Raw genomic sequence first — 12,279 nt, forward strand, 5'->3', positions numbered from 1 at the left:
GTTATAGCCAAAACTTATAACATACCCTAATTTTTTCCAATTATACAAGTGGGATTTTTTCTGTTAGGATAAGAACATAGAAATATTTTTGGAGGAAATCCCATGACGACAACTATTATCGGCTTCCCACGTATCGGAGAAAACCGCGAATTAAAATTTATCACTGAAAAATACTTTAGAAATGAAATTCCACAAGAAGAACTCTTGACAGCAGCTAAAGACTTGCGTGCTAAGCACTGGACTATTGTTAAAGAAGCAGGCATTACTGAAATCCCAAGCAACGACTTCTCTCACTATGACAATGTTTTGGATGCAGCTGTTCTCTTCAACATCGTGCCAAAAGCTGTTCAGGACTTAGACTTGACTGACCTTGAAAAATACTTCGCTTTGGCGCGTGGCTATCAAGGAGATAAGGGTGATGTTCGTGCTAGACCAATGAAAAAATGGTTCAACACCAACTACCACTATATCGTTCCAGCTATTGAAAAAGACACTGACATCAAACTAGCTGGTCACAAGATTTTCGACGAATTCCAAGAAGCAAAAGACTTGGGTATCACTACTCGTCCAGTCCTTATTGGTCCATTCACGCTCTTACAATTAACTGACTTTGAAGAAGGTGTGAAAGCTGAAGATGTAGCAGATAGCTTGGTTGCTGCCTACGGACAAGTATTTGCAAAATTGGCAGAACTTGGCGCTGAAAAAATCCAGTTGGACGAGCCTAGCTTGGTCAAGGATTTGACTGATGAAGAAAAAGCCCTTTTCCTCAACATCTACCAAACTCTCTTGGCAGACAAGAAAGGCTTGCAAGTCCTTATCCAAACCTACTTCGGCGATGTGCGTGATATTTACACTGAATTGACAAACCTACCAGTCGATGCCATCGGTCTTGACTTTGTAGAAGGTAAGGAAACGGCTACACTTGTAGCGACAGGCTTCCCAGCTGATAAAACTCTCTATGCAGGTATCGTCAACGGTAAAAATATCTGGCGAAACAACTATGAAAAGAGCCTAACTATTTTGGAGGCTATCCCAGCTGAAAATATTGTTCTAACAACTTCATGTTCCCTTCTTCATGTACCATTTACAACAGCTAATGAAATCTTTGAGCCTGCCATCCTCAACCACTTCGCCTTTGCGGTTGAAAAATTGAGCGAGCTGCGTGACTTGGATGCTATCCGTAATGGTCAAGGGGAAGCGGCTCTCACAGCCAACAAGGAGCTCTTTGCCCTTGAGCGTGTTGGTCGTGATGCAGCCCTTGCAGACCGCTTGGCGGGTTTGACTGATGCAGACTACACTCGTCTTCCAGTCTTTGCGGAACGTGAAGCTATCCAACGCGAGAAATTGAACTTGCCACTACTTCCAACCACTACGATCGGTTCTTTCCCTCAAACCAAGGATGTCCGTAGCACACGTTTGGCTTTCCGCCGTGGAGAAATCACCGAAGCCGAATACGATGCCTTTGTAGAAGCTCGCACGGATGAGTGGATTAAGTGGCAGGAAGAAGTTGACTTCGATGTACTCGTTCACGGTGAATTTGAACGCAACGACATGGTTGAATACTTCGGTGAAAACCTATCTGGCTACCTCTTCAGTAAGAACGGTTGGGTTCAATCTTATGGACTTCGTGGCGTAAAACCACCAATCATCTGGGGTGATGTCACTCGCTTGAACCCAATTACTGTTAAATGGTCTAGCTATGCTCAAAGTCGTACCAATAAACCAGTCAAAGGGATGTTGACAGGTCCTGTAACCATCCTCAACTGGTCCTTCCCACGTGAAGACATTTCTATCAAGGAATCAACCCTTCAAATTGCCCTTGCTATCAAGGAAGAAGTTCTCGACCTTGAAGCAGCAGGTATCAAAATTATCCAAATTGACGAAGCAGCCCTTCGTGAAAAATTACCACTCCGTCGTAGCGACTGGTACAGCGAGTACCTTGACTGGGCAATCCCTGCCTTCCGTTTGGTACACTCAACTGTTGCACCAGATACTCAAATCCACACTCACATGTGCTATAGCGAATTTACAGACATCATTCCTGCCATCGACAACATGGATGCGGATGTGATTTCCTTTGAAGCTAGCCGTTCTAATCTCGTGATTCTAGATGAACTCAAAGCTAAGAATTTCCAAACTCAGGTTGGCCCTGGTGTCTATGACATCCACTCTCCACGAGTACCTGCAGTTGATGAAATTGCACACACTATTCAAGCCATCCTTGCCAAAGTACCGAAAGAAAAAGTTTGGATCAATCCAGACTGCGGACTGAAAACGCGTGGCGAATCAGAAACAAAAGCTAGCCTTATCCACTTGACCCAAGCAGCTAAGGCAGCCAGAAAGGAACTCTAATTTATGATCGGTCAAACCCCAAGTCTCTCATTTGAAATTTTTCCTCCAAAACCAGAAGTAGGCAATGAAAAGATTATCCAAACCCTTGATCAGATGCAGGGTTTGGCCCCTCATTTTATCAGCGTTACCTGTAGCAATAATAACCTCAATATTGAAGAAACGACTGTTCGCCTGGTCAACCATGTTCGCAATGAGTTGGGAATTCCAACCATTGCCCATCTACCAGCGGCCTACCTGACCAATGACAAGGTCAAATCTGTACTTCAATCTCTTGATGAAGTCGGTGTTCATCAAATTCTAGCACTTCGTGGTGACATTATTGATGGCCTGCCTCCAAAAGAAGATTTCCGCTATGCAACGGACCTCATCTCCTTTATCAAGCAAGAGGCCCCTCACTTTGACATCATCGGAGCTTGCTATCCTGAAGTTCACCCTGAGTCACCAAACTCTGTATCTGACATCAAGAATTTGAAAAAGAAAGTGGATGCTGGTTGCTCAAGCTTGGTAACCCAACTCTTCTTCGATAACGAAGCTTTCTATGAGTTTCAAGAGAAATGCCATCTAGCAGACATCGAAGTGCCGATTATTGCAGGCATCATGCCTATCATCAACAGGAATCAGGCACTTCGCCTCTTGAAAACCTGCGAAAATATTCGTCTTCCACGTAAGTTCAAGGCTATCTTAGAAAAATACGAGCACAATCCTGAATCCCTCCGTGCAGCAGGTCTAGCCTATGCCGTTGATCAGATTGTCGATTTGGTAACCAATGATGTCGCAGGTGTCCATCTTTACACCATGAACAACGCGGAAACTGCCCGTTATGTCCACAAGGCTACACACTCTCTCTTTAACCACTACCAAGGAAATTTATCAAGCGTAACTGGTAGATAGAACATCAAAAGACTTGAAAAGTGTTTTAGAAGACACCTTCCAAGTCTTTTTTCGATGGCAAGAAACCCAAATATGATTGAGATAAGTGATAGGCATTCAAATAAAATAGACAGGACAAATGCCATTTCCAGCAGTATCAGGAAGAAAAATTTGTCAACACTTCCTAAACCCTTCTCACTCCCCAAAATATAGATAATGTTTTTGAGGCCTCTTCATCAAATTCCACTGACATAAACCAATTCTTTCATATTTATAGGTGAACTTGAAACAGCCCACTAGATGTCTTGAACAGCCTCTATTTGACAGAGTGAAACAAGGCAAGTTCAAAATTCGGTAGGATAAGTGTCCAAGGATTGATTTTACCCGAGCCCAAAACTCGCAAACAAGGTTAAGAGATTAGAGATATAGAAACAAAATTACAAACTCCAATCTGATATCGACAGGTGATAGAATACAAGAAATATTATAGCAATAAATAGAAAACTAAATAGCGATAACTTTTACAAAAGTCTACCTAATCGAGAACAGTAACTGGAAGCCTTCGCTAACCGAAATGACTACTTCTTCTCGAACAAATAATAAGCAAATACAAAAGCTGACCACTCAACGCAGTCAGCTCAGATATATAAATGTTAGTTGTTTATCTTCTTACAAGAAGGCAAGAATGATAAAGTTAAGAATGAAGAGAGCAGTTGCTCCCCAAAGGATTGGGTGGATTTCTTTTGTTTTACCAGTTGAAATTTTTACCAAGCAATAGAAGATGAAAGCTGCTGCAATACCGTATGAGATAGAGAAGCAAAGGGCCATGAAGAAGGCTGCAAAGAAGGCTGGAAGAGCATCTTCGAAGTGGCTCCAATCAACATCAAGGAATGATGAAACCATCATAACACCGACGATGATCAAGGCTGGAGCTGTTGCAGCTGCTGGGACAATGCCGATAAATGGCAAGATAAGAATTGAAAGCAAGAAGAGAACGGCTGTCGTTACAGCTGTCAAACCAGTACGACCACCCGCAGAGATACCTGCTGCAGATTCAACGTAAGTTGTCGTATTTGATGTACCAAAGAGGGCACCGATTGATGTACCGATAGCGTCTGCAAAGAGAGCCTTGTCCATCTTAGAGTTAAATCCAGTACCGTTTTCAAGAGCTTTCTCATCTTCTTCTGAGAAAATACCAGTCTTGCGACCTGTACCGATAAAGGTACCAAGTGTATCAAAGGTGTCTGACAAGCTGAAAGCAAAGATAGTCATCAAAACAAGTGGCAGACGGCTTGAGTCAGCAAAGAGAGAAGACAAACCACCGAAAGCTGCTAGGAAAGTTGTACCCAACTCAGCAAAGGCAGTTCCAATATTGTTATTAGCCAAGTCAATTGTAGAAAGGTCTACTACACCTGCTGGAATTCCTGCCAAGGTTGTTGCGATAATACCAATCAAAATCGCACCACGAACATTTTTTATCACCAAGACAGCTGTCAAAAGAAGACCAAATACTGTCAAAAGAACACTTGGGTCAGTGAAAGTTGAAATGCCAGGTACGACACCACCACCAGCAAATACAGAGAAGACACCATTTGCGAAGGTTTCTGCTGTCGCATCTGCAGGAGCAACTCCGTTGACCGTAATAATATCAGAACCAGATGTCAAGAAGGTAATCAAGTTAGAGTTTTTGAAACCAAGGTAGGCAACGAATACACCGATACCACCACCGATAGCGTGTTGCAAGCTAATTGGAATAGCCTTGATGATACTCTTACGAACCTTGGTAACAGTAATAAAGATATTAAACAAACCACAAAGGAAAACCATAGCCAAAGCTTCTTGCCAGGTAAAGCCTAGACCGATAACAACGGTGTAGGTAAAGAAGGCGTTAAGTCCCATACCTGGTGCCAAGGCATAAGGAACATTGGCAAAGAGCCCCATGACAAGCGTTGAAACAGCACTAGCAATAATGGTTGCTAGGAAGACTGCTTGGGTTGGCATACCAGCAACACTAAGGATGCTTGGGTTAACAAACAAAATATAACTCATAGCAAAGAAAGTCGTAAGACCAGCCATGATTTCAGTCGAAACGGTCGTCCCATGTTCTTTTAGTTTAAAAAACTGTTCCATTTTTCAATTATTCTCCTTTTATTTACGAACGATATAGCTATTATATACAAATCGTTTTTATACTTCAAGTAATTTATGTATAAAAATGTTGTTTTCTAATTTATCGTACGTGAATAACGAACATTCATCCTCTTCCTCTCTACTTTCCTTAAAAATGGTTGGTTTTTTGCTTTTCTTTGAGCATTTTGATATACTGGAACTTATTAGTTTTGAAAAGGATCATTCAAGTATGAAGAAAAAAATTATTTCTATTGATCTAGACGGCACCTTACTAAATCAAGATAGCCAGCTGAGTGACTACACAATTTCTACTATTAAAAAGGTAAAAGAGGCTGGACATACTATTTTAATCGCGACAGGCCGTCCCTACCGTATGGCAGAACAGTTCTACCACCAGTTAGAATTGGATACCCCTATGATTAACTTCAACGGTTCCCTTATCCATCTTCCTGGAAAAAAATGGGCGTGGGAAAAAAATATTCTCATTGATAAAAAATACCTGCTCGAGTTTTTAAAAGAAGAAGAACATTTTGAAGCCGATTTTATCGCTGGAGAATACAAAAATAAATTCTTCATTACGCAAAAACATCTGGATAAAATCGACCCTGCCCTTATGGGAGTGGAGCAAATTACCCCAGAAACCCTCATTAAACCCGAACTGATTACCAGTGACCCCCACTCCATCCTCATGCAAACACGGGCTACAGATAAGTATCAACTTGCAAAGGAAATGAAATCTTACTTTAATGATGAGTTAGAGATCAATACTTGGGGTGGTCCCTTGAACATCCTAGAAACCTGTGCCAAAGGAGTCAACAAGGCTACCGCCCTTAGCTACGTCTTGGAACTCTTCCAGGCCAGTCCTAGCGATTTAGTTGCATTTGGCGATGAGCACAATGACGTCGAAATGCTAGAACTAGCAGGTACCAGTTTTGCCATGAAAAATTGTAGCGATACCCTCCGCCCTCATGCAGACTGCCTAACTGAATTTACCAATGTTGAAGATGGCGTGGCAAAGGAATTGGAGAAATTATTTCTATAGAAGAAAAAGCTGATTCTGTCAGTTTTTTTCTTTTATTTTGCACAGTTAGCAACATATTTCTGAAAAGAGTATGTAAACCTTTCGGAAATTTTTTCTGTTTTTAACACAAATTTGCTTGACAAATGATATGAAAACGTTTTATAATATACAAGTTCAAGAAAATGTAAGCCTATTCATTAGTTTTACATTTCAAAGGAACTAGAAAAAATTTAGGGGGAACAATAATGAGTATTGGAATCATTATTGCAAGTCATGGTGAATTTGCTGCTGGCATTCATCAGTCTGGTCAAATGATTTTTGGCGAACAAGAAAAAGTTCAAGTTGTAACTTTTATGCCAAGTGAAGGACCAGATGATTTATATGCTAAGCTCAATGCAGCTGTTGACTCATTCGATGCTGATGATGAAGTGTTGGTATTGGCGGACCTTTGGAGTGGTTCTCCATTTAACCAAGCAAGTCGCGTTGCTGGCGAACGTCCAGACCGTAAATTTGCCATCATCACTGGACTTAACTTGCCAATGCTAATTCAAGCCTACACAGAGCGTCTAATGGATGCATCTGCGGGGGTTGAAAAGGTTGCCGCAAACATTATCAAGGAAGCCAAAGATGGTATCAAGGTTCTTCCAGAAGAACTTCAACCAGCTGAGGCTGCTCCAGCTGCAAGTGCTGCTCAAGCACCTAAAGGAGCAATCCCACCAGGAACTGTTATCGGTGATGGTAAGTTGAAAATCAACTTGGCTCGTATCGATACTCGTCTCTTGCATGGTCAGGTCGCTACTGCTTGGACTCCAGCTTCTAAGGCTGACCGTATCATCGTCGCTTCAGATACAGTTGCACAAGACGACCTTCGTAAGCAATTGATCAAGCAAGCGGCTCCAGGAAACGTTAAAGCAAACGTTGTTCCTATCAAGAAACTGATTGAGGTTTCTAAAGATCCTCGCTTCGGTAACACACACGCTTTGATTCTCTTTGAAACACCTCAAGAAGCTCTTGAAGCAATCGAAGGTGGCGTAGAAATCAAGGAATTGAACGTTGGTTCTATGGCTCACTCAACAGGTAAAACAATGGTGAACACTGTTCTTTCTATGGATAAGGACGATGTTGCAACCTTTGAACGCTTGCGTGAACTTGGTGTCAAATTCGATGTCCGTAAAGTTCCAAACGATTCACCAAAAGATTTGTTTGACTTGATTAACAAGGCAGATGTTAAATAATAACTGATTAACACTGTGTGATTATCAGAAATATGAAAGGATTATAAATATGTCAGATATTTCAATTATTTCTGCAATTTTGGTCGTTTTTGTGGCCTTTCTTGCAGGTATGGAAGGTGTCCTTGACCAATTCCAATTCCATCAACCAATCGTTGCATGTACCCTCATCGGTCTTGTTACCGGTAACCTAACAGCTGGTGTTATGCTTGGAGGAACTCTCCAACTTGTTGCTCTTGGCTGGTCAAACATCGGTGCTGCGATTGCACCAGACGCTGCCCTTGCTTCTGTTGCTGCCGCTATCATCTTGATTAAGGGTGGTGACTTCTCAGCAACTGCTATCTCAGTTGCTCAAGGTCTTGCTATCCCTCTTGCTGTTGCAGGTCTTTTCCTTACAATGCTTGTGCGTACTGCATCTGTTGCCCTTGTACACGGTGCTGATGCTGCTGCAGAACGCGGTGATTTCGGTGCACTTGAGCGCTACCACTTGATCGCTCTTTCACTTCAAGGTCTTCGTATTGCTGTTCCTGCAGCCCTTCTTCTTGCTATCCCAACTGAGGCTGTTCAAGCTGCTCTTGAATCTATGCCAGCTTGGTTGTCAGGTGGTATGAACGTCGGTGGTGGTATGGTTGTTGCCGTAGGTTTCGCTATGGTTATCAACATGATGGCTACTCGCGAAGTATGGCCATTCTTCGCTATCGGTTTCGCTCTTGCTGCTGTTAGCCAATTGACACTTATCGCTCTTGGTGCTATCGGTGTATCTCTTGCCTTCATCTACCTTAACCTTTCTAAAAAAGGTGGAAACGGTGGCGGAGCTGGTTCTAACGATCCAATCGGCGACATCCTAGAAGACTACTAAGAAGAAAGGAAGAACACAATCATGACAGAAAAAATTCAACTTTCAGTAAAAGATCGTAAAGCGATTTGCTGGCGTTCAACCTTCCTTCAAGCATCATGGAACTTTGAGCGTATGCAAAACTTGGGTTGGGCTTACACAATGGTTCCAGCTATCAAAAAACTTTACACTAAGAAAGAAGATCAAATTGCGGCTCTTAAACGCCACATGGAATTCTTTAACACACACCCATACGTTGCTGCACCTATCGTCGGTGTAACACTTGCCCTTGAAGAAGAGCGTGCAAACGGTGCTGACATCGATGACGCTGCTATCCAAGGTGTGAAAATCGGTATGATGGGACCTCTCGCTGGTATCGGTGACCCAGTATTCTGGTTTACAGTACGTCCTATCCTCGGTGCCCTAGGTGCTTCACTTGCTGTATCAGGTAACATCCTTGGTCCAATCCTCTTCTTCGGTCTTTGGAATGCTATCCGTATGGGCTTCCTATGGTACACTCAAGAGTTTGGTTACAAATCAGGTAAAGAAATCACTAAAGATATGTCAGGTGGTATCCTCCAAGACATCACTAAAGGGGCTTCTATCCTCGGTATGTTCATCCTTGCCGTACTTGCTCAACGTTGGGTATCTATCGGCTTCAACTTCACGGTTTCTGAAGTTCCACTCTCAGAAGGTGCTTACATCGAGTGGGACAAATTGCCAGAAGGCTACGAAGGTATCCAAAAAGCCTTTGAATTGGTTGGTCAAGGTTTGTCACAAACTCCAACTAAAGTTACTACTTTCCAACAAAACTTGGACGGTCTTATCCCAGGCTTCATGCACTTGCTTCTTACCTTCCTATGTATGTGGTTGTTGAAGAAAAAAGTTTCTCCAATCACTATCATCGTTGGTTTGTTCGCATTCGGTATCGCAGCTCGCCTACTTGGAATTATGTAATCCATTAAGAAACCCCGCTCATGCGGGGTTTTATGGTATAATTAAACAAGAAATGAGGTAACTATGGCACAATCATTAAACAAACACGTCGAACTATCCACAACAGGCGTTTCCTATCTCAGTCTTGCAGGTGGAACGGTTGGCAAGTTCCTGCTAGGTGATCAAGCTCTGGAATTTTATGCTGATAACAACGTTGAAAATTACGTTCAAATTCCTTGGACATCTATCGATCAAATCGGTGCCAATGTTTCCAACAAGAAAATCAGTCGCCACTTCGAAGTCTATACTGATAGTGGCAAGTTCCTGTTTGCTTCTAAAGATTCTGGTAAAATCCTAAAAATTGCTCGTGAACATATTGGCAATGAGAAAGTTGTCAAACTGCCAACTCTCCTGCAAATTCTAGGACAGAAAATCTCAAATCTATTTGCAAAAAAATAAAAAATCAAGTATAATAAGACAAACGGATAAGTAGTATCAGGCGTTTTTCAGAAAGTCTGCGGTCGCTGTGAGCAGATAAACAAGGGATATGAAATTCTACCGTTGGCTAAAAATGACATACTTAAAGTGCACAGAATGTGAAGCTGGATGGAACCGCGGTAAATATCGCTCCAGCATCTCTCATTCTGTGTTTTTTTATTCAAAAGGAGACATCTATGCTAGATATCAAACGTATTCGTACAGATTTTGACGGAGTGGCTGCTAAACTTGCTACTCGTGATGTGGCTGCTGAAACCTTGGCAAACATCAAGGAATTGGATGCAAAACGCCGTGAAATCTTGGTTACTGTAGAAGAATTAAAAGCAGAGCGCAACACCGTTTCTGCGGAGATTGCCCAAGCAAAACGCAACAAGGAAAATGCAGACGAAAAGATTGCTGCCATGCAGAAATTGTCTGCAGACGTGAAAAACTTGGACGCTCAGCTTTTGGAAATCGACGAAAAACTAAATGCCATCCTTGCAGTTCTTCCAAATACGCCGCACGATTCTGTTCCTGTTGGTGCAGATGAAGAAGAAAACGTGGAGGTTCGTCGTTGGGGAACACCTCGTGAATTCACTTTCGAGCCAAAAGCTCACTGGGATTTGGGCGAAGACCTGGATATTTTGGACTGGGAACGTGGGGCAAAAGTAACCGGAGCCCGCTTCCTCTTCTACAAGAACTTAGGTGCTCGCTTAGAACGTGCCCTCTACAACTTCATGTTGGACGAGCATATCGCAGAAGGCTACCAGGAAATCATCACGCCTTACATGGTCAACCATGACTCTATGTTCGGTACTGGTCAATATCCTAAATTCAAGGAAGATACTTTTGAGTTGGCAGATACCAACTTCGTCCTCATCCCAACTGCGGAAGTGCCGTTGACCAACTACTACCGTAACGAGATTTTGGAAGAAAAAGACCTGCCAATCTACTTCACTGCTATGAGCCCGTCTTTCCGTTCTGAAGCTGGTTCTGCTGGTCGTGACACCCGTGGTCTTATCCGCCTTCACCAATTCCACAAGGTTGAAATGGTCAAATTTGCCACACCAGAACAGTCTTATGATGAATTAGAAAAAATGACCGCAAACGCAGAGAATATCCTTCAAAAACTAGGCTTGCCTTACCGTGTTTTGGCCCTCTGTACAGGCGATATGGGCTTCTCAGCAGCTAAGACCTATGACTTGGAAGTCTGGATTCCTGCCCAAAATGCCTACCGTGAAATCTCAAGCTGTTCTAACACAGAAGATTTCCAAGCTCGCCGCGCCCAAATCCGCTACCGCGATGCTGCTGACGGCAAGGTCAAATTGCTCCACACCCTCAACGGTTCTGGTCTAGCAGTTGGTCGTACCGTAGCTGCCATTCTTGAAAACTACCAAAACGAAGACGGCTCTGTCACTATTCCAGAAGTTCTCCGTCCATACATGGGTGGGGTTGACGTGATTAAACCTTAGGAGTAAGGAAGATGAACAAGAAATGGTATAAGGACAAAAGTCGTGGTGAACTGGCTGGCGTTATCGCAGGACTTTATGACTACTTTGACCTATATGAAAACTACGGTTGGAAATTAGAGAACGTTCGTTTAGTGGTCATTATATTAGCTATTGTGACCAACCTACCCTTTCTAACTGCCTACATCATTCTGGCTATACTTTTACCAGACAAGTCTGAACTCACCTAAAGCACACAAAAGACGACTCCGAACGGAATCGTCTTTTCGTTTCCCTTATTGAAAATAGTAGAAAGCCACCACCGACCAGCCATTATTGATAAAATGCACTGCCATGGGATAGATGAGGTAATCTGTCTTGTAGTAGAGATAAGCCATTAAAAATCCTGGGCTGGCATAAATGATCCAAGAACCCAAATCTGTCGGTCCATGTAAGACGGCAAAAATCAAACCAGATACTACAATTCCTAGTATCTTGTGCTTTTCAAATAACTTTTTGAATAGATAGCCTCTGACAATGATTTCCTCGGTAATGGCTGCCTGACAGGCTATTCTTACAAAGGCTAACCAAAAGGGTATCGTTTGTAACAGCTTTTCAATGCCAATCTGATTTGCAGTATCTTCAATCCCTTGAAGGTCCATGATAAACTGCCCGAGATACTTGAATAACTGGGCCACAATATAGGTTAAAAGAACAATACTCAGACCCTTCCAAGTTAAGATTTTTCTATCCCAAATGGTGAGCCCTTTCCTTTCTGCCAACCAACACATAAAGACCATAATTCCAATAGAAAATAGGCCTGCAGTCCATTGAGCGACTTGCGAGGTTGATTGTTCCAATATGGAAACTGGAATATGATCGAGAAGCAACAATAGAAAGGCCAGCAGTAAAATCCAGATTTTCCTACAAATCCATTCCAATCGTTGACTGAATGTTTCTAGCATTTCCAAACTCCTA

The 12,279-nt window shown here is 42.5% G+C and carries 11 protein-coding genes; 9 read left to right on the plus strand and 2 right to left on the minus strand.

All coding sequences use genetic code 11. The annotated features are described in order from the left end of the window. Positions 1-102: 102 nt before the first annotated feature. Both metE and metF read left to right on the plus strand, forming a co-directional pair. On the plus strand, positions 103-2,352 hold the full coding sequence (gene metE / locus C1G49_RS07110) for a 5-methyltetrahydropteroyltriglutamate--homocysteine S-methyltransferase (protein ID WP_105125145.1): 2,250 nt from the start codon (positions 103-105) through the stop codon (positions 2,350-2,352). Positions 2,353-2,355: 3 nt separating this feature from the next. Continuing rightward, complete coding sequence (gene metF, locus C1G49_RS07115; protein ID WP_105125146.1) at positions 2,356-3,243, plus strand: methylenetetrahydrofolate reductase [NAD(P)H]; 888 nt, start codon at positions 2,356-2,358, stop codon at positions 3,241-3,243. A 648-nt stretch (positions 3,244-3,891) separates the two neighbouring features. On the opposite strand, the gene C1G49_RS07120 is transcribed toward metF, so the two are convergent. Beyond that, positions 3,892-5,352, minus strand: coding sequence for an NCS2 family permease (locus tag C1G49_RS07120; protein ID WP_105114015.1), 1,461 nt, complete (start codon positions 5,350-5,352; stop codon positions 3,892-3,894). 229 nt (positions 5,353-5,581) lie between these two features. Between C1G49_RS07120 and C1G49_RS07125 the strand changes: the two genes are divergently transcribed. The 7 genes from C1G49_RS07125 to C1G49_RS07155 all read left to right on the plus strand — a co-directional run bounded on the left by C1G49_RS07125 (position 5,582) and on the right by C1G49_RS07155 (position 11,552). After that, positions 5,582-6,394 (plus strand): Cof-type HAD-IIB family hydrolase, encoded by an 813-nt coding sequence (locus C1G49_RS07125; RefSeq protein ID WP_105125224.1) that lies wholly within the window; start codon positions 5,582-5,584, stop codon positions 6,392-6,394. Between the two features lie 224 nt (positions 6,395-6,618). After that, a complete protein-coding gene (locus C1G49_RS07130) occupies positions 6,619-7,608 on the plus strand; it encodes a PTS sugar transporter subunit IIB (protein WP_105118522.1) in 990 nt (329 codons plus the stop codon). A 49-nt stretch (positions 7,609-7,657) separates the two neighbouring features. Then, positions 7,658-8,464 (plus strand): PTS mannose/fructose/sorbose transporter subunit IIC, encoded by an 807-nt coding sequence (locus C1G49_RS07135; protein ID WP_105118523.1) that lies wholly within the window; start codon positions 7,658-7,660, stop codon positions 8,462-8,464. A 21-nt stretch (positions 8,465-8,485) separates the two neighbouring features. After that, positions 8,486-9,397: a PTS system mannose/fructose/sorbose family transporter subunit IID gene (locus C1G49_RS07140; protein ID WP_105125147.1), complete on the plus strand. Its 912-nt coding sequence runs from the start codon at positions 8,486-8,488 to the stop codon at positions 9,395-9,397. A 63-nt stretch (positions 9,398-9,460) separates the two neighbouring features. Beyond that, on the plus strand, positions 9,461-9,835 hold the full coding sequence (locus tag C1G49_RS07145; protein WP_105118525.1) for a DUF956 family protein: 375 nt from the start codon (positions 9,461-9,463) through the stop codon (positions 9,833-9,835). Between the two features lie 215 nt (positions 9,836-10,050). Then, the gene (gene serS, locus C1G49_RS07150; RefSeq protein ID WP_105125148.1) at positions 10,051-11,325 is read left to right on the plus strand and encodes a serine--tRNA ligase; all 1,275 of its coding nucleotides are present in this window, start codon (positions 10,051-10,053) and stop codon (positions 11,323-11,325) included. A gap of 11 nt (positions 11,326-11,336) precedes the next feature. Then, a complete protein-coding gene (locus tag C1G49_RS07155; RefSeq protein WP_105118527.1) occupies positions 11,337-11,552 on the plus strand; it encodes a PspC domain-containing protein in 216 nt (71 codons plus the stop codon). A 45-nt stretch (positions 11,553-11,597) separates the two neighbouring features. On the opposite strand, the gene C1G49_RS07160 is transcribed toward C1G49_RS07155, so the two are convergent. After that, on the minus strand, positions 11,598-12,266 hold the full coding sequence (locus tag C1G49_RS07160; RefSeq protein ID WP_105125149.1) for a CPBP family intramembrane glutamic endopeptidase: 669 nt from the start codon (positions 12,264-12,266) through the stop codon (positions 11,598-11,600). Positions 12,267-12,279: the final 13 nt, after the last annotated feature.

The sequence above is a fragment of the Streptococcus suis genome (assembly GCF_002960625.1).
Taxonomy (GTDB): Bacteria; Bacillota; Bacilli; order Lactobacillales; family Streptococcaceae; genus Streptococcus; species Streptococcus suis_T.

Bases quoted from the DNA above. Each gene is read 5' to 3' on its own strand.
- C1G49_RS07160 (WP_105125149.1), bottom strand. From the start codon at position 12,266: ATGCTAGAAACATTCAGTCAACGATTGGAATGGATTTGTAGGAAAATC.
- C1G49_RS07130 (WP_105118522.1), top strand. From the start codon at position 6,619: ATGAGTATTGGAATCATTATTGCAAGTCATGGTGAATTTGCTGCTGGC.
- C1G49_RS07125 (WP_105125224.1), top strand. From the start codon at position 5,582: ATGAAGAAAAAAATTATTTCTATTGATCTAGACGGCACCTTACTAAAT.
- metE (WP_105125145.1), top strand. From the start codon at position 103: ATGACGACAACTATTATCGGCTTCCCACGTATCGGAGAAAACCGCGAA.
- C1G49_RS07140 (WP_105125147.1), top strand. From the start codon at position 8,486: ATGACAGAAAAAATTCAACTTTCAGTAAAAGATCGTAAAGCGATTTGC.
- C1G49_RS07135 (WP_105118523.1), top strand. From the start codon at position 7,658: ATGTCAGATATTTCAATTATTTCTGCAATTTTGGTCGTTTTTGTGGCC.
- C1G49_RS07155 (WP_105118527.1), top strand. From the start codon at position 11,337: ATGAACAAGAAATGGTATAAGGACAAAAGTCGTGGTGAACTGGCTGGC.
- serS (WP_105125148.1), top strand. From the start codon at position 10,051: ATGCTAGATATCAAACGTATTCGTACAGATTTTGACGGAGTGGCTGCT.
- C1G49_RS07120 (WP_105114015.1), bottom strand. From the start codon at position 5,352: ATGGAACAGTTTTTTAAACTAAAAGAACATGGGACGACCGTTTCGACT.
- C1G49_RS07145 (WP_105118525.1), top strand. From the start codon at position 9,461: ATGGCACAATCATTAAACAAACACGTCGAACTATCCACAACAGGCGTT.
- metF (WP_105125146.1), top strand. From the start codon at position 2,356: ATGATCGGTCAAACCCCAAGTCTCTCATTTGAAATTTTTCCTCCAAAA.